This is a genomic window from Actinacidiphila sp. bgisy145, from assembly GCF_057708125.1.
On the sequence record NZ_JBYIRL010000021.1, the window covers coordinates 33,721 to 57,098 of the forward strand.

Genomic DNA, 23,378 nt, shown 5'->3' on the forward strand with positions numbered 1-23,378 from the left:
TGGACGCGGACCGCCACCTGCCGGCCCGCGGTCCCGTACGGGCCGCAGCCCCCCGTACCCGGCCCCCGTACTCCCTTCGTACCCGCCCCTCGTACCCGCAAGGACACCCTTTCGTGAGGACCGCCCTCGTCATCGGAACCGGCCTGATGGGCACATCGGCCGCGCTCGCACTCAGCGGCCGCGGGGTCGACGTCTATCTGACGGACTACGACGAATCTGCCGCCCGCACCGCCGAGGCGCTCGGCGCCGGGAGCGCCGGGCAGCCGCCGCGGCCGGTGGACCTGGTGGTCGTCGCGGTGCCGCCCGCGCACGTGGCCGCGACCCTCGCGGACGCGATCGGTGACGGCCTGGGCCGCGGCTACCTGGACGTCGCCAGCGTCAAGGGCGGCCCGCGCCGGGAGCTGGACGCGCTGGGCTGCGACCTCACCCGCTACATCGGCACCCACCCGATGGCCGGGCGGGAGCGCTCCGGCCCGCTGGCCGCCAGCGCCGACCTCTTCGAGGGCCGCCCCTGGGTGCTCACCCCCACCGCCGGCACCGACACCGAGGTGCTCAACCTCGCCCTGGAACTGGTCGCCCTGTGCCGCGCGGTCCCCGTCGTGATGGACGCCGACGCGCACGACCGCGCGGTGGCGCTGGTCTCGCACACCCCGCAACTGGTCTCCAGCATGGTCGCCGCCCGCCTGGAGCACGCCGAGGACACCGCCGTACGCCTGTGCGGGCAGGGCATCCTCGACGTCACCAGGATCGCCGGGTCCGAGCCGGGCATGTGGATGGACATCCTCGCCGCCAACCCCGGCCCGGTCGCCGACGTCCTCGACAAACTCGCGACCGACCTCGCCGGGACCGTCACCGCGCTGCGCGCCCTCCAGTCCGCCGACGGCGACAAGCGGCGCGACGGCGCGAGCGGCATCGAGGACATCCTGCGCCGCGGCAACGCCGGCCGCGCCAAGGTCCCCGGCAAGCACGGCGCCGCCCCCAAGCCGTACGAGATCGTCTCCGTGCTCATCGGCGACCAGCCCGGCGAACTGGCCCGGCTCTTCGCGGACGCCGGCGCCGCGGGCGTCAACATCGAGGACGTGCGGATCGAGCACTCCACCGGACAGCAGGCGGGCCTGGTCCACCTCACCGTCGAGCCGCGCAGCGCCCCCGTGCTGGCGGCGGCGCTGCGCGAGCGCGGCTGGGCGCTGCGGCAGTAGGAGCGCGCGTCGCCCCGGCGCCCCCGCCCGGGGCCGCCGGGGCACGGGTGGCACGGGGCCGCCCGGGGGGCCGGTAACCTTGGGGGATGGCATCCGGCGCGCCGCCGGCCCGCCCGTACCCGCTTCCGTGCACGAGGAAGGCCACCCGCTGTGTCAAATCCGGTGATCGTCGCGATCGACGGCCCCTCCGGCACGGGCAAGTCCAGCACGTCCCGGGCGGTCGCGTCCCGGCTCGGCCTCAGCTACCTGGACACGGGTGCGCAGTACCGCGCGATCACCTGGTGGATGCTGACCAACGGCGTGGACGTGGACGACGCGTCGGCCGTCGCCGACCAGGCGGGCAAGCCGGCGATCGTGTCCGGCACCGACCCGGCCGCCCCGGCGATCACCGTGGACGGCGTGGACGCGTCCGGCCCGATCCGCAGCCAGGAGGTCACCGCCGCGGTCAGCGCCGTCAGCGCCGTGCCCGAGGTACGGACCCGGATGGTCGAGATCCAGCGCGCCGCGGCCGCCGCCGCGCCCGCCGGGATCGTGGTCGAGGGCCGCGACATCGGCACCACGGTGCTGCCCGACGCCACCGCCAAGATCTACCTGACCGCCTCCGCCGAGGTGCGCGCCGCCCGCCGCAGCGGCGAGCTGAAGGGCGCCCAGTCCGTCGCCGACACCCAGGCCGCCCTGGTCCGCCGCGACGCCGCCGACTCCGGCCGCAAGACCTCCCCGCTGGCCAAGGCCGACGACGCCATAGAGGTCGACACCAGCGAGCTGACCCTCGAACAGGTCGTCGAGCAGGTCGTCGCGCTGGTCGGGGAGAAGCGAGCGGCGCGGTGAGCACGCAGCCGGCGCGGCCGGTACGGCCCGTGCCGCCGCCGCACCCTTCGCCCCCACGGCAGCCGTCGGAGCCGTCGCCGCTGCCCAGCGCGCGAGGCGCCGCGGTGGCCCGCGGCATCGGCATCGGGCTGATGAACGGCCTGTGGCGCCCCCGGGTGCTCGGCGACTGGCGGCTGCCGGCGCACGGCCCGGTCATCCTCGCGGGCAACCACAGCCACAACGTCGACGGGCCGATGCTCATCGGCACCTGCCCGCGGCCGCTGCACTTCCTGGTGAAGAAGGAGGCGTTCGTCGGCCCGCTCGACCCGTTCCTGCGGGCCATCGGACAGGTCGAGGTCGACCGCTCCGGCGCCGACCGCGGGGCGATCACCGCCGCGCTGGGCGTGCTGGAGCGGGGCGGGGTGCTGGGCATCTTCCCCGAGGGCACCCGCGGCGAGGGCGACTTCGCGCAACTGCGGGCCGGACTGGCGTACTTCGCGGTGCGCTCCGGCGCCCCGGTCGTGCCCGTGGCCGTGCTCGGCAGCGCCCGGCGCGGCCGGCTGGTCGGCGGCCTGCCGCCGCTGGGAGCCCGGATCGACGTCGTCTACGGCGAGCCCTTCCAGGCGGGCGACGGCAGCGGGCGGCGGACCCGTACCGCGCTCGACGACGCCACCACACGCATCCAGGCGCACCTGACCGCGCACCTCGCCGAGGCCAGGCGGCTCACCGGCCGGGCCTGACCCGGGCGGACGGCGGCCGGCCCCGGCCGACCGCGCACCGCCGGCCGGGACCGGGCGGATCGCGCCCACGTACTTCTTGCTGATCGACGGAGAGACCTCATGGACCAGGGACACGAACACGGCACCGCCGACGCGCTCGGCGACGCCGAATACGCCGAGTTCATGCAGCTCGCCGCGGAGGAGGGCTTCGACCCGGAGGAGGTCGCCGACGACCTCGCCGACGCCGGGCACGGGCCGCTGCCCGTGCTCGCCGTGGTCGGCCGGCCGAACGTCGGCAAGTCGACACTGGTGAACCGGATCATCGGCCGCCGCGAGGCCGTCGTGGAGGACCGCCCCGGCGTCACCCGCGACCGGGTCACCTATGAGGCGAACTGGAACGGGCGCCGCTTCAAGCTGGTCGACACCGGCGGCTGGGAGCAGGACGTGCTCGGCATCGACGCGTCGGTGGCCGCGCAGGCGGAGTTCGCGATCGACGCCGCCGACGCGGTGGTCTTCGTCGTCGACGCCAAGGTGGGCGCCACCGACACCGACGAGGCCGTGGTGAAGCTGCTGCGCCGGGCCGGCAAGCCGGTGGTGCTCGCCGCCAACAAGGTCGACGGCCCCTCCGGCGAGGCCGACGCGTACGCGCTGTGGAACCTCGGGCTCGGCGAGCCGTACCCGATCTCGTCGCTGCACGGCCGCGGCACCGGCGACCTGCTCGACGCCGTCATGGAGGCGCTGCCCGAGGCGCCCGCGATGACCTTCGGCGAGGCCCTGGGCGGGCCGCGCCGCATCGCGCTGATCGGCCGCCCCAACGTCGGCAAGTCCTCGCTGCTGAACAAGGTGGCCGGCAGCGACCGGGTGGTGGTCAACGAAATCGCCGGCACCACCCGCGACCCGGTCGACGAGCTGATCGAGCTGGGCGGCGTGACCTGGAAGTTCGTCGACACCGCCGGTATCCGGCGGCGGGTGCACCTCACCGAGGGCGCCGACTACTACGCCTCCCTGCGCACCGCGGCCGCGGTGGAGAAGGCCGAGGTCGCGGTGGTCCTGATCGACGCGAGCGACACGCTCAGCGAGCAGGACACCCGGATCATCTCGATGGCGGTCGAGGCCGGCCGCGCCGTCGTCATCGCCTACAACAAGTGGGACATGCTCGACGAGGAGCGCCGCTACTACCTCGAGCGCGAGATCGAGCGCGACCTCGTCCAGGTGCAGTGGGCGCCGCGCGTCAACGTCTCGGCCCGGACCGGGCGGCACATGGAGAAGCTGGTCCCGGCGATCGAGACCGCGCTCGCCGGGTGGGAGACCCGGGTGCCGACCGGGCGGCTCAACGGCTTCCTCGGCGAGCTGGTCTCCGCCCACCCGCACCCGATCCGCGGCGGGAAGCAGCCGCGCATCCTGTTCGGCACCCAGGCGGGCACCAAGCCGCCGCGCTTCGTGCTGTTCGCGTCGGGCTTCCTGGAGGCGGGCTACCGCCGGTTCATCGAGCGCCGGCTGCGCGAGGAGTTCGGCTTCGAGGGCACGCCGATCCAGGTGTCGGTGCGGGTGCGGGAGAAGCGCGGCCGGAAGAAGTAGCGGGGCGCCGGCGCCGGTAGTGGCTCGACCCGGTAGGGCCGCTACCACCGGGCCCGGCCGCTATCTGTCCGGCCGTTACCGGTTCCGGTCGTCGCCGCGGCCCGGGGGGAGCGCCGCCGGGCCGTCCCCGTTCGTCCCGCCGCGCCGCCCGGTCCGGCCGCCGCGCCCGTTCGCACCGCCGTTCGCACCGCCGTTCGTGCCGCTGCCCGAGCCGTGCGCCCCGCCGCTCCCGGCGCCCCCGGGAGCGCTGCGGTGCCGGCCGCCCGGCGCCAGCGGCGGGTACTCCGCCTGCCAGGCCGCGAACCCCTTGAACTGAAGGGACTCCTCGCCGCTGCGGTCCCCGGGGAGGGTACGGAACAGCCGCTGGTACTCCGAGTACAGCGCGTCGTAGATCGGCGTGTTCGACGCACCGGACCCGCTCCCGTCCTGCGCGGTGCGCATGGGCGGGATGTAGCGCTGGTAAGGGGCTCGGGAGGATGCGTCGAAGCTGTACACGTAACTGCCAACGACCCGGCGCCGGGCGGGATGCGGGCCGGGCGGTTGAATTGCCGATATTTGACCAGGTCAACGCGGCGATGGCGGCGGTATGACGTGCGAAGGGCGCGCGTGGCGTACCGCGCGCGCCCTCCGACCGGGTGATCGCTATGACGATGTGCTGATCACGTTCCCGACAGCGGCATGGTCGCCGCGACCAGCTGGCCGCGCGCGCAGGCCCGGGCCAGCGCGTCCCGCATCAGGTCCTCGCGCGGCTGGCGGCCGATCGAACCGGCCGGGCCGGCGTACACGTACACCTCGTTGCCGCGCTGCACCGCGGCCCGCCAGCCGTCGCTGACCTGGAGCGGCTGGTGCGCCTGCCACCAGGCCGCGGCCGGCCCGCCGCCCACGCCCGGCTGGAGCACGGCGTGCAGCTTGCCCATGGCCAGCAGCACCGACCAGCCCGGCAGCGGCGACGGCGGCGCCTCCAGGTCGAGCTGGGGGACGAAGCCTTGCTCGATGAGGAGCGGCAGGAAGTCGTCGCCACCGCCGGTGGAACCGACCCGGGCGACCGGTCCGGTCGGCTCCACGACCAGCGCCGGGCGCAGTTGCTCCTCCACGATGATCAGACCGCAGGTGATGCCCAGCACCGCCTGCCGGGGGGCGAGGTCGAGGTCGGGCACGGCCGGCCCCGACGGTACCGCGGACGCGGCCGACCGGTCCGCGCCCTGGCCGCCCACCGTGCCGCCCCCTGCCGCGCCGCCTCCTGCCATGCCGCCGCCCTCGGGTCCCCCGTACGGCGCGCTGTGCGGCGGGACACCGCCGGCGGGGCTGCCCGGCCCCGCGGGCACACCGCCGGAGATGCTCGCCACCGCGCCCTGCAACTGGGCCTCGGACACCGGCACGACCTGCGAGGGGATGCACGCGGCGTGCGCGAACGCCAGCACGGCGGTCTCGTCGCCCACGAACAGCACGGTGCTGGTCCGCTCCTGCCCGCTGTCACCGGGCGTGCGGCAGGACGTGCAGTCGTACGTGCCCGGCAAGCTCTCGCCGGTGAGGAGCCGGTCGGTCTCCTCGTCGCCGATCTCGGCTCGTACCTCATCGCTCACGTCGAGCATGGGCGCCACGGGAGTCTCCTTGGAAGTGCGGTGCTGCGGTCACGAATGCGGGCCGGGGGTCCGGTCGCCGGGCGGGTCCCGGCGCACTGTGACAACGGACGGCCCGCGCGCGGAGTCACGGTTTACGGGATACGGGTTGCGCCGGGTGCGTGCGCCGTCCGGGTGAGGTGTAGGGCGTGCGTGCCGTGGCGGCGGCGTTCCGGGGCGGGGGCGTGCCTAGCGTGGCCCGATGATCGAACTGTCGAACTTGTCGGACTCATCTGATATGTCAGCCCCGCCAGCTCAGCCGGTTCAGTCACCCCGGCCGGCCTCCCAGCCGGCATCCCCGTCGGCGCCACCGCAGGCGGCGCTCCCGTGGGCCGCCGAGCAGGCGTCGCCCTCCCCGTCGCCCTGGGGCGAGGCATGGGCCGCCGCCCGCCGCTCGCGCCACCTCGGCGGCATCCGCCGCATCACCCTGGCCGGCATCCGCGGCCCGCGCGCCGTCGCCGCGGCCGCCGTACTCGGCGCCTGCGCACTGCTGCCGATGGTGACGCAGCCCGCCGCCGCGGCTCCCGCCCCCCAGCAGCCCGCCTCCCTGGACACGGCCCGCACCGTCGACCCGCAGGCCGGTACGGCGCAGCCCGGCGACGTCGCCCCTGCCGCGGCCACCGCGACCACCGCAACCGCCACCACCGCCGCCACCACTGCCGCTGTGCCCGCCGCGCCCCGTGCGGAGAGCTTCACCCGGCAGCGCTCGGTCTGGGACGACATCGCCCTGTGCGAGAGCAGCGGCAACTGGCAGATCAACACCGGCAACGGCTACTACGGCGGCCTCCAGTTCTGGCAGCCCACCTGGGAGCTGTTCGGCGGGCTGAAGTACGCGCGCCGCGCCGACCTCGCCTCGCCCCAGCACCAGATCGACATCGCCGAGGCGGTGCTGCGGGTACAGGGCTGGAACGCCTGGCCGGTGTGTGCCAAGCGCGCCGGGATGAGCGGCTTCAACCACCTCGTGCACACGGTGCAGCCCGGCGAGACCCTGTCGGGGATCGCCGCCTCCTACGGCGTGGACGGCGGCTGGCAGCGGCTGTACCAGCTCAACAAGAGCCTGGTCGGCGACGACCCGAACGAGCTGGAGCCGGGCACCGTCCTGACCGTCAACTGAACCGGCCGGCCACCCCGGCTGCTCCGGCTACCCCGGCCGCCCTGACCCTGCGCCCCCTGTGGGGCCGGTGGGATTCCCCACCGGCCCCACAGGTGCGGGCGGGAGCCGATCGTCCGGTGTCGCGTCTTAACTTGCGACCGCCCGGTAAACCACTGGAAATGATGGTTTTTTGTGTGGGGGCTGTGCGGGAGGTGTGTGTTCCGTTCGCGTACGCCGTACCGCGTACGGCTATTGCAGCGAATACCGTTGCCCTCATGGGACCGCAGCCGAACCCCCAGGACCGCAATCCGGACGACAACCTCGACGCCTATCTCGGGCTGCCCGCCGCCGAGGCGGAGGCCCGGGCGCGCGCCCACGGCTGGACTACGGTCCGCAGCCTGCCGCCCGGGACGGTGGTGACGATGGAGTTCGTCCTCGGGCGGCTGAACTTCATCGTGGCCGAGGGCCGCGTGCAACGCTGCTGGCTTGGCTGAGCGGCGGCACGGGGCGCACGATCTGCCGGTCCACCGGGCGGCGGCGGGCGCCGCCCGAGCCGGGCGGGGTGCGCTCGCCGCGCACCGTGGCCGGTCGGCCGGGGGAGTGCCCGCCTGCTGAGGCCGAGCCCGCCGCGGAGGCCGCGGGTGCGGCGACCGGTGCGGGCGTGGTGACGACTGTGCCCGGTGCCGGTGCGCCGGAGGGCGCTGCCACCTGGGCGGCCGTGCCCACCGTCTCGCGGTCCGGTTCGCCCTCGCCGCTTTGCTGGCCGGCGGGGACGGGAGCGGCCGGCGTCCCCGCGCCCGGGGCGGCGCGGCGGGCGCGGAAGCGGTGCCAGGCACCGGTGAGCCAGTACTCGGCCTTGGACATGAACGGCTCGAACCACGGCAGCGCCAGCAGGATCAGCAGCCCCGCCGCCCAGCCGAGCAGCACATCGCTCACCCAGTGGGTGCCGAGGTAGACGGTGGTCGCGCCGACGCCGAGCGCCAGCAGCGCGCTGGCGATCGAACCCCAGCGGCGGGCCCGCGGAGTCGTGGCGAGATAGGCCAGTACGCCCCAGGTCACCACCGCGTTGGCGGTATGCCCGGAAGGAAATATATCGCCGCCGGCGAACATCTCCGCGGAGCCGACGGTCGTCGCGTAATGCGGACCGAGCCGGCCGAGGCCGTATTTCACGGCCCCCACGGTGATGTTGAGCAGCAGCAGGGAGGTGCCGAGCACCAGCAGGGGGTGCAGGGTGCGGTGGCGCCAGGCTCGCCAGCCCAGCCAGGCGAGCACCATCACGGCGGTGGGGCCGCGCTGGCCGAGGACGACGAAGTAGTCCAGGAACGCGTGGATCTGCGGCCACTGCTTGTAGGGGCGCCAGAGCATGACCTGCCAGTCGAGCGTCACCAGCTTCGAGGTGGTGAGCACGCCGACGACGATCGCTACGTAGGAGGCGACGGTGAGGCCGAACAGCCACACGCGCGTTCGGCTCATCCGCGGCAGGCCGCGGCTCGCCGGTCGCTCGGCCGCGCGGTCGGGCCCGTTATCGGTACGCACTGAAACGACGTTACAGCGTGTGATGGCGTGCAACCGCCGTACGGACGGATCTGTAATGACGATGTGATGTGGAGTGCGTCTCACCACCCCTTTGGGGGACGGTGATTGAGGTGAATGCGAGGAGGCCGTGGAGTTTATGTTCGGGTGTCGATACTCACACGGCCGTGTTCTTATTCGATGCTTATTTCCCTCGAATTTATTCGGGGTTTCCCGCGTGCTGGCCGCCCGGTCGGGGGGCGGGCGCCGTGGACGGCACAGGACGGCCACAGCCCGGTCACGTACGCTGGCCGCTCACCGCCCTGGAAGCACGGAGTCGGCCGTGGAGGTACGCCTATGACGCGGCAGGTCAGCCGCTGGACCATCCTCGTGGTGCTGTGCGCGAGTCTGCTGATCGTCGCACTGGACGCCACCGTGCTGCACGTGGCGGTGCCCGCACTCACCGAGGACCTACGGCCCGGCGCCCAGGACCTGCTGTGGATCGTCGACGTCTACCCGCTGATCGCCGCCTCGCTGCTGATCCTCTTCGGCACTCTCGGGGACCGGATCGGCCACCGGCGGGTGCTGCTGATCGGCTACACGCTCTTCGGCACCGCCTCCGGGCTGGCCGCGTTCGCCCCCACCCCCGACGTCCTGATCGCCGCCCGCGGCCTGCTCGGCGCCGGCGGTGCGATGATCATGCCCGCCACGCTGTCCATCCTGCGGCAGGTCTTCCCCGACCGGCGCGAGCGCGCCACGGCGATCGGGGTGTGGAGCGCGGTCGCCGCCATCGGCGCGGCGGTCGGCCCGGTGCTCGGCGGCTTCCTCGTGGAGCACTTCTGGTGGGGCTCGGTCTTCCTGGTCAACATCCCGCTGATGGCCGTGATGCTGCCGGTCGGCCGACTGCTGCTGCCCCCCTCGCGGGGCTGCGCCGAGGGCCCCTGGGACGTGGCCGGCGCCGCCACCGCCGCGCTCGGCGTGCTGGGCGCGGTCTTCGGCGTCAAGCGGTTCGGGGCGGGCGCGGCCCCGCTGGAGCCCTCGGTCTGGGTGCCGCTGCTGCTCGGGCTGGCGCTGCTGGTGTACTTCGTGCGGCGGCAGCGGCGCCTGGCGCACCCGCTGATCGATGTGCGGATGTTCGCCCAGGCGGCGTTCTCCACCTCGGTGGGCTGCATCGTGCTGGCCATGCTGGCGCTGGTCGGGCTCGAGCTCATCGCGGTGCAGTACCTCCAACTCGTGCTCGGCCTCAGCCCACTGGACACCGGGCTGCGCCTGCTGCCGCTCACCTTCGCCGCGATGGCGGCCGGGCTGGCCGGTTCCAGGGCGCTGGCCCGCTTCGGGCCGCGCCGGATGGTCGGCGGCGGCTTCCTGCTCACGGCGCTGGCCGTGCTGTCGCTGACCGCGATGGGGCAGCAGGACCGCCCGCTGCTGCTCACCGTCGCCTTCGTCGCGCTCGGCTTCGGCCTGGAGGCCACCCTGTTCGGGGCGTACGAGTCGATGCTCAGCCAGGCGCCGGCCAGCCGGGCGGGCGGGGCGGCCGCGGTCGGCGAGACCGCGTACCAACTCGGTGCCGGGCTCGGGATCGCGCTGCTCGGCAGTGTGATGAACGCGGTCTACGCCCCCCACGCCTCCGGGATCAGCGCCACCGACACCACGGCGGCCGGCCAGTCGCTGGGCGGCGCGTACGACGTCGCCGAACGCGTCGGCGGGGCCCGGGGTACGGCGTTGCGGACGGCCGCACGTCACTCGTTCGTGCATGGCCTGCATGTGACGCTCCTGGTGAGCGTGGCGCTGCTGCTGTCGGGCGCGTGGGCGGCGCGGCGGCTGCCGCGGGTGATGGAGTGCGCGGTGGGCGGCGGTGCGGGCCGGTCCGATGAACGGGCCGCGGTGGAGCTGCCGTGGCCGGTGCGGACGGAGGGCGCGGGGGCGGAGGAAAAGAGCGCCGGTGCCCGGGCGGAGGGTGCCACGGCGCACGGGGCGGGGGCGGCGGCCCCCGGCGTCGCGGCGCGCTCGACCGCCGTACGCTCTGGACGGGCCCGGGGCTGAGCCGTAACGTCGGCGCCGACCCGCGATGATGACCACCGCTAGTTTTACGGGCCGGAGGTCCACTGATGTCCCACGCCGTGAAGGCGCCCTTCGACCCGCGCGACCCGCTGGGCCTCGACGACCTGCTCACCGCCGAGGACAAGGCGGTGCGCGACACCGTCCGCGGGTGGGCCACCGACCGGGTACTGCCCCACGTGGCCGGCTGGTACGAGCGCGGCGAGCTGCCCGAGATCCGCGAACTGGCCCGTGAACTCGGCTCCCTCGGCGCCCTCGGCATGCAGCTGACCGGCTACGGCTGCGCGGGTGCCAGCGCGGTGCAGTACGGCCTGGCCTGCCTGGAGCTGGAGGCCGCCGACTCCGGCATCCGCTCGCTGGTGTCGGTGCAGGGTTCGCTCGCGATGTACGCCATCCACCGCTTCGGCTCCGACGCGCACAAGGAGCGCTGGCTGCCGTCGATGGCCGCGGGCGAGGTGATCGGCTGCTTCGGCCTGACCGAGCCCGACCACGGCTCCGACCCGGCCGGTATGCGCACCCGCGCGGTCCGCGACGGCGCGGACTGGGTGCTCGACGGCCGCAAGATGTGGATCACCAACGGGTCGGTCGCCGGGGTGGCCGTGGTCTGGGCCACGACGGAGGAAGGGGTGCGCGGCTTCGTCGTCCCCACCGACACCCCCGGGTTCTCGGCCCCGGAGATCCGCCACAAGTGGAGCCTGCGGGCGTCGGTCACCAGCGAACTGGTGCTGGACGGGGTGCGGCTGCCCGCGGACGCGGTGCTGCCCGAGGTCACCGGCCTGCGCGGCCCGCTGAGCTGCCTGAACCACGCGCGCTACGGCATCGTGTGGGGCGCGATGGGCGCGGCCCGGGCCAGTTTCGAGGCGGCGCTGGACTACGCGGGCGAGCGGGAGCAGTTCGGGCGGCCGATCGGCGCCTTCCAGCTCACCCAGGCGAAGCTCGCCGACATGGCGGTCGAACTGCACAAGGGCATCCTGCTGGCGCACCACCTCGGGCAGCGGATGGACGCGGGCACGCTGCGCCCGGAGCAGGTCAGCTTCGGCAAGCTCAACAACGTGCGCGAGGCGATCGAGATCTGCCGCACCGCCCGCACCATCCTGGGCGCCAACGGCATCTCCCTGGAGTACCCGGTGATGCGGCACGCGACCAACCTGGAGTCCGTGCTGACCTACGAGGGCACCGTGGAGATGCACCAACTCGTGCTCGGCAAGGCGCTCACCGGCATCGACGCCTTCCGCGGGTGAGGCGTTGCCCGCGGAAGGCGGTGGCGGCCACCGGAACCGGACTCAGCTCTGGTTGAAGAAACCGTCGCCGCCGCGACGGGAGTCGGCGTTCATCACGGAGTAGTCGGCCGGGGTGAGCAGGAACACCCGGGTGGCCACCCGCTCGATGGAGCCGCGCAGGCCGAAGGTCAGCCCGGCGGCGAAGTCCACCACGCGCTTGGCGTCGGAGGGCTCCATCGCGGTGAGGTTGACGATCACCGGGACGCCGTCGCGGAACAGCTCACCGATGCCGCGCGCGTCACGGAAGCCGTCGGGCGTCACCGTGGCGATCCGCCGCCCCTCCTCCTCGGCCGACTCGGTCGCGATCCGAACCCGCGGGTCGGTCACCCACGTGTCGGCGCGCTCCGGGCCCTCGCCGTAGTCGGCGTACTCCTCGTCGTAGTAACCCTCGCCGCCGTTGTCGTCGACGAGGCCAAGCCAGGCACTCGCCCGTCGAACAGAACCCATGGACGCCTCCTCTCTCGCACGCGGTCTGTACCGTCCGCTTAGTCCTATCGTCATCCATGATGAGGGTGATGCGCCAAGGGGATACGCGCCACGCAGGCCCTTTGTGACGGTACTGGCACACACGATAGTGGCGCACCGTCAAGCAGGGGCAGGCATCGGGGGCCTGACGATCTGATGGGAACGTCCTCCACGATCGGGTGATTTCGGAGGCCGTACGGCCGTACGGGACCGGGGCCCCGCACCGATAACATGACCGCCGGCCGGGTTCTGAAACCTGACCGGAGGTCAAAGCGCAGGCGGCGGCGGGTGTATGGCCGGCCGGGCCGAACGGCCGCCGGCGCCGACCGCGCGTCCTGCAATGCGGGTTCGATGGGGGAGTGGGAAGCGTGTTCGGAATCATCCGTCCTTGCCGGCACCGGATGTCGGAGGGCATGGCGGCCTCGTGGCTGGCCCATCTGTGCGGACTGTGCCTCGCCCTGCGCGACGGGCACGGGCAGTTCGCCCGTGTCGCGACCAATTACGACGGTCTGATCATCTCTGTACTGGTCGAGGCCCAGTCCGCGCCCACTCCCGCCCAGCGGCGCACCGCCGGGCCCTGTCCGCTGCGCGGCATGCGCACCGCGACCGTCGCCAAGGGCGAGGGCGCCCGGCTGGCCGCGGCGGTCTCCCTGGTCCTGGCCTCGGCGAAGGTGCGGGACCATGTCGACGACGGCGACGGCCCGTTCGCCCGCCGCCCCGTCGCACGCGCGGCCCAGAAGGTCGCCCGCCGCTGGGACCGGGCCGGCGCACGCACCGGCGGCGACCTCGGCTTCGACACCACGCTGCTGCTCGACGCGGTCGGACGCCAGGCGGAGGTCGAAGCGGCGGCAGGGCTCGGCAGTTGCGTGCTGGCCGTCACCGAACCCACCGAGACCGCGACCGCCGCTGCCTTCGCCCACACCGCGGTCCTCGCCGGGCGGCCGGGCAACACCGCCCCGCTCCAGGAGGCCGGACGGCTCTTCGGTCGCCTCGCCCACCTGCTCGACGCGGTCGAGGACCTGGCCGAGGACACCCGCACCGGCGCCTGGAACCCGCTCACCGCCACCGGCACCGACCTCGCCGAGGCCCGGCGGCTGTGCGACGACGCCCGCCACGGCATCCGACTCGCCCTCCGCGATGTCGACTTCGCCCACACCGCCTCCGCCCGCCTGGCCCACACCCTGCTCGTCCACGAACTCGGACGCTCCGTGGACCGCGCCTTCGGCACGGACAACTGCGCGCACCACCCCGCGGCCCAGAACGGCGACCCGTACCCGGGCAACCCCTACACCGGCAACCCGTACACCGGCAGTCCCTACGCACCCGGCGCGCCCGGCCAGCAGCCCCACCCTCCCGGTCAGCAGCCGGGCGGACCGGGCGGCCCCGGCGGTTTCCCGCCCCCGCCCGAGCCGCCCCGCCGCCGCGGCCTGATCGCCGGATGCCTGGTCTACGCCGGCATGTTCTGCACCTGCCAGGTGTGCTGCACCGACCACAAGGACGCCTGGACCGGACGACCGCGTGACGCCTGGTGCGACGACTGCGATTGCTGCGACAGCACCGACTGCAGCAACTGCGGCGACTGCTGCGAGTGCTGCGGGAACTGCGACTGCTGCGACTGCGGGTGCGACTGCTGAACCGGGGCGCCGCCGGGGTCGGGCCGTTCCGCCGGGTACCGCCCGGCGGCAGCGGCCTTCTCGAACCGCTCCGCCACGCCTGCCCTGCTCCTTCCTCGCTCGCTCACCTCGCGGTCAACTCCTGTCCTGGACCACTGCCAGACTGAACAGCATGCTGGAAACCTCAGCCCGCCTGCTGCGCCTGCTCTCCCTCCTCCAGTCGCGCCGCGACTGGACCGGACCCGAACTCGCCGGGCGCCTGGACGTCACCGCCCGTACGGTCCGGCGGGACGTCGAACGCCTGCGCGCGCTCGGCTACCCCGTCCACGCCACCCCCGGCACGGCGGGCGGCTACCGGCTGGGCGCGGGTGCCGCCCTCCCGCCGCTGCTGCTCGACGACGAGGAGGCCGTCGCGGTGGCGCTGTGCCTGCGTACCGGCGCGGTCGGCGGCGTCGAGGGCATCGAGGAGACCTCGGCGCGGGCGCTGACCAAGCTGGAGCAGGTCCTCCCGTCGCGGCTGCGGCACCGGGTGCAGGCGATGCAGGCGGTCACCGTGCGGCCCGCGCCCGCCGCCATGACGGTCAGCCAGGAAGTGCTGACCGTGATCGGCGCCGCCTGCCGGGACCGGGAGCAGCTGCGCTTCGACTACCTCGACCACCGCGGCGCCGGCAGCCGCCGCACCGTCGAGCCCTACCGGCTGGTCCACCACGGCCGCCGCTGGTACCTCCTCGCCTTCGACACCGACCGGGACGACTGGCGGACCTTCCGGGTGGACCGGATCGAGCCCAAGCCGCCCACCGGCCCCCGCTTCGCCCCGCGCGAACTCCCCGACGACGCCGCCTCCTACGTCGCCGCGGGCGTCACCTCCCGGGCCTACCGCTACCAGGCCAGGGTGGTGCTGCACGCGCCCTTGGACACCATTGCCGCCCTCGCCTGGTCAGGCTTCGGCCGGCTCGCCGCCCTCGGGCCCGACACCTGCGAACTGACCACCGGGTTCGAGACCTTGGACGCCGTGGCGATGTTCATCGGCATGACCGGTGCGGAGTTCGAGGTGAAGGAGCCGCCCGAGCTGGTGTCCCAGCTCGCGGCGGTGTCCGGCCGGCTGGCCCGGGCGGCCCACCGCGGAGGTGCGGAGGGCGGCGCCCAGGTGGCCCCCGGCGGCCTCGGGCAGCCTTAGTCCAGGGGGCCGCTCGTGCCGCCCTGGGTGCGGCCCCAGCCGTAGGCACGGTCGGCCCGCAGGCGTATGACCAGCCTCCCGTCGGCCACCATGGCCGCGCGGTACTCCTCCCAGTCCGGGTGTTCCCCGGCGATCGCCCGGTAGACCTCGACCAACTCGTCCACGGTGGCGTCGTGCGGATCGGCGGCCACCGGGGTGAGCTCCGCCTCGCCCTCGGCGACCAGATAGGCGCCCAGGTCGGGGGTCGTGACGTAGAAGCTCGCCCGCGGGTCGCGGCGCAGATTGCGGGTCTTGGCCCGGCTGTCGGTGGCGGAGACGCGGATGTAGCGGGTCGACTCGTCGTAGAGGAAAGTGACGTTGGACAACTGGGGCCTGCCGTCTTTCTTGAGTGTGACGAGCACTCCGTTCCGCTGGTCCTTGAGCAGGTCCAGCAGCGGGCTGGTGGCGGGGGCCTGGTGCATGATCGCTCCTCGGTGAGCGGGGCTGACGGATACGGTCGGTTACTGCCTGTGCATGGGGGAACGCGCCGTGGCCGGGCGGTTGTTCCGTCCCGAGCACCGAATCGCACGGATTCACTCTTTCGGGACAAGCCCCGTCGCCCACGGCGGCCGGTCCGGCCCGAGACGCGCCGGGCGGGGCCGGCGCGGCCTTCTGGCGGCGGACGGTGCCAGGCTCGCCGGCATCACGGCGTCGCTTCCGAAACGTGCCCGGGCGCTGTCCGCGGCGGCCTCCACCGCGCGGGCCCGGTCGTCCCGCGGATCGAAACTGAGCTGCCGCACGGCCTCCCTGGCGGGGCGCAGCGCGTCCAGCCGCAGATGAACGCGCCGGACCCGGGCCCGCTGCAGTCCCAACTGCTCGTACAGCGCGTACGCCGCCCGGGCCAGCGCGGCCGAGTGCGCGGTGGACTCGGGCAGTACCCGCTTGCGCACCGACGCCGACCCGTCCGCGTACCCCACCGTCAGCACCATCGCGCCGGCGACCTGCTCCTCCCGCCGCAGCTGCCCGCCCAGTGCGTCCGCCAGCGACAGCAGCGCGGTGCGGTGCCGCTCGGGATCGAGCACATCAGCGGGAAACTCCACCGCTCTGGTGAGCGACCGCGGCAGTTCCGCCGGCGTGACCGGCCGGGGGTCGATCCCCAGGGCCCGCTCGCGAACCGCTCTGCCGGCCGTGCCGCCCAGGATTCGTTGCAGCGTCACCAGCGGCAGGTCGGCGAGCGAGCCGACCGTGTGCAGCCCGTACCGGCGCAGTGTTTCCGCGGTGGCCGGCCCGACGCCCGGCAGCGCCGCCACCGGCAGCGGACGAAGGAACGCGGCCACCGCCTCGCGGGAGGAGCCGACGACGGTGACGCGGCCGGGCGGCGTGACGGACGCGGCCATGGCGGCGATCTGACGGTTCGTCCCGGCCCCGATGCAGGCGCGGTCCAGCCCGAACAAAGCCACCAGGCGCACCTGCACCAAGTACGCGATCCCGCGCAGATCCCGGTCCCAGAACCTCAGCGCACCGGTCACGTCCAGGTCCGCGGCGTCGGGCGGGAGCGCCTGCACGACCGGTGTGATGTTCGTCAACGCCTCCAGGACCGCGGCGAACAGGGCCTCGCGTCGGCGGTCCGGAATCAGCAACCGCACGTGCAGCACCTGCCTGCCGCCGGCGTGCCGCCCTCCGGCCACGCCACCGGTCCCGCTCACGCGGCAGTCACCCCGACGATGCGGCGCGCCCTCATCCCGCGCTCCCCGGGCTGCGGTGGCCGAGCCTGCGCAGGTCGGCGGTGCGGGAGCCGGCGGGCTGGAGGTCGGCGTAGGGGTGGAGGCGGGCGCCGGTGGTGCCGTTCGCCAGAGTTCGCTGCGGCTGCGGCTGCGGCTGCGGCTGCGGCTGCGCCGGTGTCGGGTGGGGACCGTCCGCTCCCAGGAGCGCAAGGGCGGCCTCCGGTCCCTCGTCACGCCGGGTGGCGGCGAGCTGCTCAAGGTCCCAGGCCATGGTGCCGACGATCGTCCGGCGCGTGCCGCGGACCTGGACGGTGCCGCGGACCAGCAGCAGCCCGGAGTGGAAGACGGTGTGCGCGCATGCCTCGTGGGAGTCCTCGAAGAAGGCGAGGTCGACCAGGCCGGAGCCATCCTCCAGGGTGACGAAGATGATCCGCTTGCCCGAGGCGATCGGCGGGGTCTGGGTCGCGGACCGTATGCCGGCCACGAGGACCTGCCGGCCTGCGGGCAGGCCGCCCAGATGGGCGGCGTCGGTCGCGCCGATCTCCCGCAGCAGCCGGTGGTGGTACTCCATCAGATGCCGGGAGACGTCGATGCCGAGCGTGTGCAGTTCCTCGCCGAGCACTTCGCGCTTGGTCATCTCGGGCAGGCCGCCGGGCTCGGCGGCGCCGACCGCCTCCGTGGTGAGGGGGACCTGCCCCTCGGTCACGTTGCGGTTGCGGGACTGCCTGTGCAGTTCGGCGATCTGCAACAGCAGATCCCGCCGGGTCGACCGCCCGTCGTGCAGCGCGTCCAACGCACCGATGACGGCGAGCTGTTCGGCCACCGGACGGCTGGGCCTGGCCCGCTGCCAGAAGTCGGACAGGGAATCGTACGGCTGCCCCGCGGAGATCCGCGCGCACTCTTCCTCGCTGATCCCGCGCACCCCGGACAGGGCGAGCCGCACCCCCCACCGCTCGTCCTCGGCACGCTCGACGACGTGTTCCGGGCGGGAGCGGTTGACGTCGACCGGCAGCACGGGCACCCCGCGGCGCCGGGCGTCGGCGACGATGACCCGCTTGGGCCACATGCCCGGGTCGTGCTCCAGCAGCCCGGCCAGCAGGAACGCCGGGTAGTGCGCCTTCAGCCAGGCCGACTGGAGGGCCGGCACCGCGAACGCCACCGCGTGCGCCCGGCAGAAGCCGTAGGCGCCGAACGCCTCGACCGTGGCCCACACCTCGTCGCGGACCTCGGGGGAGAAGCCGCGGGCGGCGGCCGCACGGTGGAACCAGTCCCTGATCTCCGGCAGCTTCCCGGGGTTGCCGAGCAGGCGCCGGCCCACCTCCGCCCGGTCCTTGCCGCATCCGGTCATCACGTCCAGCGTCTCGATGATCTGCTCGTGCCAGATGGTCACCCCGTAGGTGTCGGCGAGCACCGGTTCCAGGGCGGGGTGGGCGAAGCGCGGAGAGCCGCCGTGCCGGGCGGCGATGTACCGCTCGGGCATTCCGCCGGCCACCGGCCCGGGGCGGAAGAGGCTGATGTCGGCGATGACGTCCTGCACGTCCCGCGGCTGAAGGCGGGAGAGCAGGTCCTGCTGGCCGGGCGACTCCAACTGGAACATGCCGATGGTCTGGCTCTGCTGGATCAGCTGGAACGCGAAGACGTCGTCGAGCGGGACCTGCTTCCCGTCGTCGAGGTCGATCCGCTGCCCCGTGGCACGTTCGATCTCCGCGACCGCGTGCGCCATCGAGGACTGCATCCGTACCGCCAGGACATCCAGTTTGATGTTGCCCAGGATTTCGACCTCTTCCTTGGCCGCCATGGCCATGGGGTAGTCGCCCTGCGGGGTCGGCTGGACAGGAAGGCGGTCCAGCAGGGTCGCGTCGCTGATGATCACTCCGCACGGGTGCATGGCCATGCCGTGGACAAGGGAGTCCAGCCCTTCGGCGAGTTCCCACAGGGGCCCGTACCGCCCGGCCTCGGAGGCGAGTGCGCGAAGTTCGGGCAGTTCGGCGAGCGCGCTGGTGATGTCTCCGGCCCGCAGGTGCGGGAAGCTCTTGGCGACGCGGTCCACCTCCGCGGGGGGGATGCCGAGCGCCAGCCCCGTGTCGCGCAGCGCTCTGCGCGCCCGGTAGGTCTCGGGCATCGCGGTGACCGCGACCCGCTCGTGGCCGAACCGGCGGAAGATCGCGTCGTAGCACTCCAGCCTGCGCATCGACTCCACGTCGATGTCGATGTCGGGCAATCCCCTGCGCCGTTCGCTGAGGAAGCGTTCGAACAGCAGGTGGTGGTCGAGCGGGTTGGCGGTGGCGATACCGAGGGCGTGGCAGACCATCGAGCCCGCGCCGGAACCGCGGGCGGCGACCCTGATGCCCAGCTCGCGGATGTCGGCGACCACCTGCCCGACGGCGAGGAAGTACGAGTCGTAGCCGAGCTTCCCGATGATCTCCAGCTCACTTCCCATACGTTCCAGCGCCGCACGGTCCCGCTCCAGGCCGCGGCGCGCCAGCCCCGCCTCGCAGCGTTCCCGCAGCAGCCGGACAGCGGCACCAGGACCTGGCTTCCGAGCCCCGACGACCTCCGGTTCGGGGAAGTGCCGGGACCCGATGCCCAGATCCGCCCCCGGGTCCAGGCGGCAGGCCGCTGCCGTGGCGGCGGTGTCGGCGAGCAGCCGGTCCGCCCGGCGCGGTCCCATGCCGGCGCACTCGGCGATCTCCCGCGCCACCCGGGACATCTCCCCCTCCCCCTTGAGCCAGCGCTGCCCGCTGTCCAGCCGCCGCCGGTCGATCGGCCGCAGCAGCCGCGCGGCGTCGAGGACGTCGGCGAGCCGGTGCTGCTCCGCGTCGGCGTAGCGGACGGCGTTGGTCAGCACCGCGGTGGTACGGGTGCGGTCGGCGAGCGCGAGAGTGCGGGCGGCCAGCCGCAGCGAGCCCGGCCCCGTCCCGGGCTTGCCGTGGACGACCGCCTCCAGTCGCAGCCCGTCGCCGAAGATCTCCCACCAGGGCCGCAGCAGCCTCACCGCGACGTCCTCCCGGCCGGCCGCCAGCGCCCGCACCGGCTCCGAGAGCGGCCCGAGCAGCACGGTCAGACCGGCGCCGCCGTGCTCGCGCAGCGCGTCCCACGGCACCTCGACGGGCGCCGTCCGGCTCGCAGTGCCGACGTGGGCGGCACTGGTGATGCGGCACAGCCGGGCCCAGCCCTGGGCATCCTGGGCGAGCAGGACGAAGCGCAACGGCGGCTCGACCACGTGGGCGCCGCCGCGCGCCGGGGCCCTGAGCCGCTGGGCCGGGGGCGGTGGCGCGAGCGCGGCCACGGCGAGGTCGATCCCGAAGACCGGCCGCACCCCTGTTTCCGCGCACGCCCGCGCGAACCGCACGGCCCCCGTGACGGTGTCCCGGTCGGTCAGCGCCAGCGTCCGCACCCCTCGCTCGGCCGCCCGCAGGGCGAGCTGTTCGGGGTGGGCCGCGCCGTACCGCTCGGAGTAGCCGGACGCGACATGCAGATGGGCGAAGCCCGCCATGCCGCACCTCCACCCTCCACCCCTTTTCGGCCATCCGTCCGGAACGTTCTCGCACGTTCGTTCGATTACCTTAGCGCGGTCGCCCCAGGCCAGCGACTCGAACGCGCCCGTTGGTCGGCGGTCCGGGGGTGGAGGACGATGGCGAAATCGAACGCCTGCGCCGCATCTTCGCGGCCTGGCAACGGACTTGGCGGTGCGGACCGCGGCGCCGCCGGCCGCAATGACGTTCATCACGAGAGGGCGCCGGCCTTCGCCCCCGCACCAGCCATGGGGTGCCGGAAGGTGCTCCGAGCGGCCGGAATAGTGTGGGGGTATCTGCCGCTCGCGGCTTCCGTCCGGTTCGCCGGACCGAAGAGGCGGGCGCGCGGCTCTGGTCATCGGTCCTGCCTGAGAGCTGGTGGAGTGTGCGCGGAGGCGTCGAACTCGGCCCCGAGCCCCTGACGGTGCTCTCCCCGCCCACCGACACCGCCATGGTGGACGGCTGCGCGGTGGAGCTGGCCGCGCTCCTGCTCGGGCACCTGGAGTCCGTGTGCGCCTCGGACGACCGGCTGGGCGTGCTGATGCGCTACGCCCTGCTGCCGGGCGGGAAACTGCTGCGCCCGCTGCTCCTGCTGGAGACCGTCGCGGCCCTGGGCGGCGACCCGGGCGCGGCACTGCCGGCCGCCGCGGCACTGGAGATGCTGCACGCCGCCACGCTCGTGCACGACGACATCATCGACCAGGACGCGCTGCGGCGCGGCCGCCCGAGCGTGGCCGCGCGCTTCGGCCAGGCCGACGCCCTGGTGGGCGGGGACGCCATGATGTGCGCCGCGCTCGGGCAGGCGCGGGCGCTCGCGACCAGCGGCTACGGTGCCGAACAGGCACTCCGGGTACTGGATGTGATCAGCACGGCCGCCGTCGAGGTCAGCCGCGGCCAGATGATGGAAGCCGACCTCGCCGGGCGGATGGACTGCGCCATGGCGCAGTACCTCCGGATGGTCCGGCTCAAGACGGGCGCCCTGCTCGACGCCGCGACCCGTGCGGCCGCCGTGCTGACCGAAGCGGAGCCGCCGCACGCCCGTGCCCTGGCCCGGTTCGCCGACCACCTCGGGATCGCCTTCCAGATGCAGGACGACCTGCTGCCGTACGCCGAGGACGACCGGGCGGCCGGCAAGCCCGCCCTCAGCGACCTGCGCAACCGGCGCCCGACCCTGCCGGTGCTGATCGCCTTCGGCAACGCGACGCCCCAGCAGCGCCTGCTGTTGCAGGACCTGTGGCAGCGGCCGGCGGAGGACGCCCAGCACGCCTTGGCCGGACTCCTGGAAGCGGCCGGGGCGCTGCACGCCGCCCGGGCCACCGCCGCCGATCACCTCGCGGCCGCGCTGGCCGCGCTGGAGGACCTCCCGCCCGGACAGCACCGCGACCACCTCGCCGCCATGGCCGGACGCCTGGCCGCCCGCCGCGCCTGAGCCCTCCTCGTCCGTCCGATCCGCTCGGCCGGTCAGCACGCCGGCGGCCGTGTCAGTGGTGGGTGCGAAGCTTCTCGTATGAGCACCGACACAGACGCCCGGCAGTACTGGGATGCCGCCGCGGACCACTTCGACGACGAGCCCGACCACGGCCTGCGCGACCCGGGCGTCCGCTCGGCCTGGGAGGCGCGGCTGAGGTCCTGGCTGCCGGCGGAGCCGTCCGACGTGCTCGACCTCGGCTGCGGCACCGGGAGCCTCGCCCGCCTCGCCGCTGCCGACGGGCACCGCGTCACCGCGGTGGACCGGTCGGAGCGGATGGCCGCACGGGCCCGCGCGAAACTCGCCGGCACGGACGCGCGGGTGGTCGTCGGCGACGCAGGGCACCCGCCGGTGGGGGCCGGCGGATTCGACGTCGTCCTCGTCCGCCACGTGCTGTGGGCGCTGCCGGACCCGGACGCCGTGCTGCGGCGGTGGGCGGACCTGCTGCGGCCCGGCGGACGGCTGGTCCTCGTCGAGGGAAGGTGGGGGACGCCTCCGGTCGGCATCTCGGCGGACACCCTCGTCGAACTCACCGCGCCGCTCGGCGGGTCGACCCGGGTCGAACAGCTCGGACACGACACGGCGCTGTGGGGGCGGGAGGTGTCCGACGAGCGGTATGCGGCGGTGGTCCGCCCGGCGCCCCGCGGCTCCCGCCGGCACACCGAGGTCGTCGACGTCCACCTGCTCCTGCTGCGCGGCCGGGACGTGCTGCTCGCCCGCCGGGCCGGGACCGGCTACGCGGACGGCCTGCTGCACGCCCCGTCCGGGCACCTGGAGGACGGCGAGGACGTCAGGAGCGGAATGATCCGCGAGACCCGGGAGGAGATCGGGCTCGACCTGGCCCCCGGCGACCTGGAGGCCGCACTGGTGATGCAGCACCGGGGGCCCGGCGGACAGGCCCGGATCGGCTGGTTCTTCGTCGCGCACCAAGCGCCCGGCGGCCCCGAACCGGTCAACCGGGAGCCGGACAAGTGCTCGGAGCTGGGCTGGTATCCGCTGGACGCGCTGCCCGACGACATGGTCGCCTACTGCCGCGCGGCGATCGAGGGCCACCTGGCCGGCCACCGCTTCCTGCTCCATCTGCACGAGAGCGGGGACTCCATCGCCTACGCCCCGGGCGGTCCGGCCCGAGCGGTGCCGCTGGCGGCGCCCGCTGTGCCAGTATCCGGCGTATGAGCCTGGAGATCACGATCGATCCGGACGCGACCGCTGCCCCGTACGAGCAGGTGCGCGGCCAGATCGCGGAGAAGGCCCGCGCGGGGGAGCTCCCGGTCCACTACAAGCTGCCCACCGTGCGCGGGCTGGCCGAGCAGTTGGGACTCGCGGCGAACACCGTCGCGAAGGCGTACCGGGCGCTGGAGGCGGACGGGGTGATCGAGACCCGGGGCCGTCACGGCACGTACATCGCGGCGGGCGACGCCCAGGCCCGCGAGGTGGCCGCTGCCGCGACCGGCTACGCGCAGCGGGTCCACCGACTGGGTCTGGACGCTGCCGCCGCACGTGCCGCCGTGGAGGAGGCGCTGCGCGCGGAGTACGGCGCGTAGGCCGGCTCCGGCGGGGCCGGCGGCGGAC

20 protein-coding genes are annotated in these 23,378 nt (G+C 74.1%); 13 read left to right on the forward strand and 7 right to left on the reverse strand.

The annotated features are described in order from the left end of the window. The first annotated feature begins 113 nt into the window (after positions 1 to 113). The 4 genes from AC3ERT_RS19895 to der all read left to right on the forward strand — a co-directional run bounded on the left by AC3ERT_RS19895 (position 114) and on the right by der (position 4,303). The gene (locus tag AC3ERT_RS19895) at positions 114 to 1,199 is read left to right on the forward strand and encodes a prephenate dehydrogenase (RefSeq protein WP_335982229.1); all 1,086 of its coding nucleotides are present in this window, start codon (positions 114 to 116) and stop codon (positions 1,197 to 1,199) included. 150 nt (positions 1,200 to 1,349) lie between these two features. Further along, complete coding sequence (gene cmk / locus AC3ERT_RS19900) at positions 1,350 to 2,027, forward strand: (d)CMP kinase (protein WP_435131577.1); 678 nt, start codon at positions 1,350 to 1,352, stop codon at positions 2,025 to 2,027. 131 nt (positions 2,028 to 2,158) lie between these two features. After that, complete coding sequence (locus AC3ERT_RS19905) at positions 2,159 to 2,746, forward strand: lysophospholipid acyltransferase family protein (RefSeq protein WP_435175835.1); 588 nt, start codon at positions 2,159 to 2,161, stop codon at positions 2,744 to 2,746. Between the two features lie 99 nt (positions 2,747 to 2,845). Beyond that, the gene (der, locus tag AC3ERT_RS19910) at positions 2,846 to 4,303 is read left to right on the forward strand and encodes a ribosome biogenesis GTPase Der (protein ID WP_335982232.1); all 1,458 of its coding nucleotides are present in this window, start codon (positions 2,846 to 2,848) and stop codon (positions 4,301 to 4,303) included. Between the two features lie 75 nt (positions 4,304 to 4,378). Here der and AC3ERT_RS19915 read toward each other — a convergent pair whose 3' ends face one another. Beyond that, positions 4,379 to 4,744, reverse strand: coding sequence for a hypothetical protein (locus AC3ERT_RS19915; RefSeq protein ID WP_435175725.1), 366 nt, complete (start codon positions 4,742 to 4,744; stop codon positions 4,379 to 4,381). A 218-nt stretch (positions 4,745 to 4,962) separates the two neighbouring features. Continuing rightward, the gene (locus AC3ERT_RS19920) at positions 4,963 to 5,904 is read right to left on the reverse strand and encodes a hypothetical protein (RefSeq protein ID WP_435131579.1); all 942 of its coding nucleotides are present in this window, start codon (positions 5,902 to 5,904) and stop codon (positions 4,963 to 4,965) included. Between the two features lie 256 nt (positions 5,905 to 6,160). Here AC3ERT_RS19920 and AC3ERT_RS19925 point away from each other — a divergent pair, with 256 nt between their 5' ends. Together AC3ERT_RS19925 and AC3ERT_RS19930 are read left to right on the forward strand one after the other, a co-directional pair. Beyond that, positions 6,161 to 7,036, forward strand: coding sequence for a LysM peptidoglycan-binding domain-containing protein (locus tag AC3ERT_RS19925; protein WP_435175727.1), 876 nt, complete (start codon positions 6,161 to 6,163; stop codon positions 7,034 to 7,036). A gap of 254 nt (positions 7,037 to 7,290) precedes the next feature. Continuing rightward, positions 7,291 to 7,509: an I78 family peptidase inhibitor gene (locus AC3ERT_RS19930; protein WP_335982238.1), complete on the forward strand. Its 219-nt coding sequence runs from the start codon at positions 7,291 to 7,293 to the stop codon at positions 7,507 to 7,509. On the opposite strand, the gene AC3ERT_RS19935 is transcribed toward AC3ERT_RS19930, so the two are convergent. Further along, positions 7,466 to 8,488, reverse strand: coding sequence for a phosphatase PAP2 family protein (locus AC3ERT_RS19935; RefSeq protein ID WP_435175729.1), 1,023 nt, complete (start codon positions 8,486 to 8,488; stop codon positions 7,466 to 7,468). The two genes, AC3ERT_RS19930 and AC3ERT_RS19935, sit on opposite strands and share 44 nt — an antisense overlap. A gap of 396 nt (positions 8,489 to 8,884) precedes the next feature. Between AC3ERT_RS19935 and AC3ERT_RS19940 the strand changes: the two genes are divergently transcribed. Both AC3ERT_RS19940 and AC3ERT_RS19945 read left to right on the forward strand, forming a co-directional pair. Beyond that, on the forward strand, positions 8,885 to 10,570 hold the full coding sequence (locus AC3ERT_RS19940; RefSeq protein ID WP_435175731.1) for an MFS transporter: 1,686 nt from the start codon (positions 8,885 to 8,887) through the stop codon (positions 10,568 to 10,570). A 65-nt stretch (positions 10,571 to 10,635) separates the two neighbouring features. Then, positions 10,636 to 11,826, forward strand: a complete 1,191-nt coding sequence (locus AC3ERT_RS19945) for an acyl-CoA dehydrogenase family protein (protein ID WP_435175733.1) — start codon at positions 10,636 to 10,638, stop codon at positions 11,824 to 11,826. A 42-nt stretch (positions 11,827 to 11,868) separates the two neighbouring features. On the opposite strand, the gene AC3ERT_RS19950 is transcribed toward AC3ERT_RS19945, so the two are convergent. After that, on the reverse strand, positions 11,869 to 12,312 hold the full coding sequence (locus tag AC3ERT_RS19950) for a cell division protein SepF (RefSeq protein WP_335982246.1): 444 nt from the start codon (positions 12,310 to 12,312) through the stop codon (positions 11,869 to 11,871). A gap of 386 nt (positions 12,313 to 12,698) precedes the next feature. Here AC3ERT_RS19950 and AC3ERT_RS19955 point away from each other — a divergent pair, with 386 nt between their 5' ends. Continuing rightward, positions 12,699 to 13,964, forward strand: a complete 1,266-nt coding sequence (locus AC3ERT_RS19955; RefSeq protein ID WP_435175735.1) for a DUF5685 family protein — start codon at positions 12,699 to 12,701, stop codon at positions 13,962 to 13,964. Between the two features lie 151 nt (positions 13,965 to 14,115). After that, positions 14,116 to 15,120 (forward strand): helix-turn-helix transcriptional regulator, encoded by a 1,005-nt coding sequence (locus AC3ERT_RS19960; RefSeq protein WP_435175737.1) that lies wholly within the window; start codon positions 14,116 to 14,118, stop codon positions 15,118 to 15,120. Here AC3ERT_RS19960 and AC3ERT_RS19965 read toward each other — a convergent pair. The 3 genes from AC3ERT_RS19965 to AC3ERT_RS19975 all read right to left on the reverse strand — a co-directional run bounded on the left by AC3ERT_RS19965 (position 15,117) and on the right by AC3ERT_RS19975 (position 20,319). Beyond that, complete coding sequence (locus AC3ERT_RS19965; RefSeq protein ID WP_335982252.1) at positions 15,117 to 15,581, reverse strand: PPOX class F420-dependent oxidoreductase; 465 nt, start codon at positions 15,579 to 15,581, stop codon at positions 15,117 to 15,119. The genes AC3ERT_RS19960 and AC3ERT_RS19965 overlap by 4 nt on opposite strands. Before the next feature lie 111 nt (positions 15,582 to 15,692). Further along, on the reverse strand, positions 15,693 to 16,805 hold the full coding sequence (locus AC3ERT_RS19970; protein ID WP_435175739.1) for a DNA polymerase Y family protein: 1,113 nt from the start codon (positions 16,803 to 16,805) through the stop codon (positions 15,693 to 15,695). 31 nt (positions 16,806 to 16,836) lie between these two features. Beyond that, positions 16,837 to 20,319 carry a DNA polymerase III subunit alpha gene (locus tag AC3ERT_RS19975; protein WP_435175741.1) on the reverse strand — a complete coding sequence of 1,161 codons (3,483 nt, stop codon included), beginning with the start codon at positions 20,317 to 20,319 and terminating at the stop codon, positions 16,837 to 16,839. A gap of 404 nt (positions 20,320 to 20,723) precedes the next feature. On the opposite strand from AC3ERT_RS19975, the gene AC3ERT_RS19980 reads away from it, so the two are divergent. The 3 genes from AC3ERT_RS19980 (at position 20,724) to AC3ERT_RS19990 (ending at position 23,350) form a co-directional block, all read left to right on the forward strand. Next, positions 20,724 to 21,767 (forward strand): polyprenyl synthetase family protein, encoded by a 1,044-nt coding sequence (locus AC3ERT_RS19980; protein WP_435175743.1) that lies wholly within the window; start codon positions 20,724 to 20,726, stop codon positions 21,765 to 21,767. Between the two features lie 78 nt (positions 21,768 to 21,845). Then, positions 21,846 to 22,982, forward strand: a complete 1,137-nt coding sequence (locus tag AC3ERT_RS19985) for a methyltransferase domain-containing protein (RefSeq protein ID WP_435175745.1) — start codon at positions 21,846 to 21,848, stop codon at positions 22,980 to 22,982. After that, the gene (locus AC3ERT_RS19990) at positions 22,979 to 23,350 is read left to right on the forward strand and encodes a GntR family transcriptional regulator (protein WP_335982261.1); all 372 of its coding nucleotides are present in this window, start codon (positions 22,979 to 22,981) and stop codon (positions 23,348 to 23,350) included. Before AC3ERT_RS19985 ends, AC3ERT_RS19990 begins: the two co-directional genes overlap by 4 nt. The last annotated feature ends 28 nt before the right edge of the window (positions 23,351 to 23,378 follow it).

Excerpts from the sequence above, each read along its gene's own strand:
- AC3ERT_RS19935 (WP_435175729.1), bottom strand. The coding sequence starts at position 8,488 with ATGAGCCGAACGCGCGTGTGGCTGTTCGGCCTCACCGTCGCCTCCTAC.
- AC3ERT_RS19990 (WP_335982261.1), top strand. The coding sequence starts at position 22,979 with ATGAGCCTGGAGATCACGATCGATCCGGACGCGACCGCTGCCCCGTAC.
- AC3ERT_RS19940 (WP_435175731.1), top strand. The coding sequence starts at position 8,885 with ATGACGCGGCAGGTCAGCCGCTGGACCATCCTCGTGGTGCTGTGCGCG.
- AC3ERT_RS19945 (WP_435175733.1), top strand. The coding sequence starts at position 10,636 with ATGTCCCACGCCGTGAAGGCGCCCTTCGACCCGCGCGACCCGCTGGGC.
- AC3ERT_RS19965 (WP_335982252.1), bottom strand. The coding sequence starts at position 15,581 with ATGCACCAGGCCCCCGCCACCAGCCCGCTGCTGGACCTGCTCAAGGAC.
- AC3ERT_RS19925 (WP_435175727.1), top strand. The coding sequence starts at position 6,161 with ATGTCAGCCCCGCCAGCTCAGCCGGTTCAGTCACCCCGGCCGGCCTCC.
- AC3ERT_RS19905 (WP_435175835.1), top strand. The coding sequence starts at position 2,159 with ATGAACGGCCTGTGGCGCCCCCGGGTGCTCGGCGACTGGCGGCTGCCG.
- der (WP_335982232.1), top strand. The coding sequence starts at position 2,846 with ATGGACCAGGGACACGAACACGGCACCGCCGACGCGCTCGGCGACGCC.
- AC3ERT_RS19975 (WP_435175741.1), bottom strand. The coding sequence starts at position 20,319 with ATGGCGGGCTTCGCCCATCTGCATGTCGCGTCCGGCTACTCCGAGCGG.
- AC3ERT_RS19915 (WP_435175725.1), bottom strand. The coding sequence starts at position 4,744 with ATGCGCACCGCGCAGGACGGGAGCGGGTCCGGTGCGTCGAACACGCCG.
- AC3ERT_RS19930 (WP_335982238.1), top strand. The coding sequence starts at position 7,291 with ATGGGACCGCAGCCGAACCCCCAGGACCGCAATCCGGACGACAACCTC.
- AC3ERT_RS19985 (WP_435175745.1), top strand. The coding sequence starts at position 21,846 with ATGAGCACCGACACAGACGCCCGGCAGTACTGGGATGCCGCCGCGGAC.
- AC3ERT_RS19950 (WP_335982246.1), bottom strand. The coding sequence starts at position 12,312 with ATGGGTTCTGTTCGACGGGCGAGTGCCTGGCTTGGCCTCGTCGACGAC.
- AC3ERT_RS19960 (WP_435175737.1), top strand. The coding sequence starts at position 14,116 with ATGCTGGAAACCTCAGCCCGCCTGCTGCGCCTGCTCTCCCTCCTCCAG.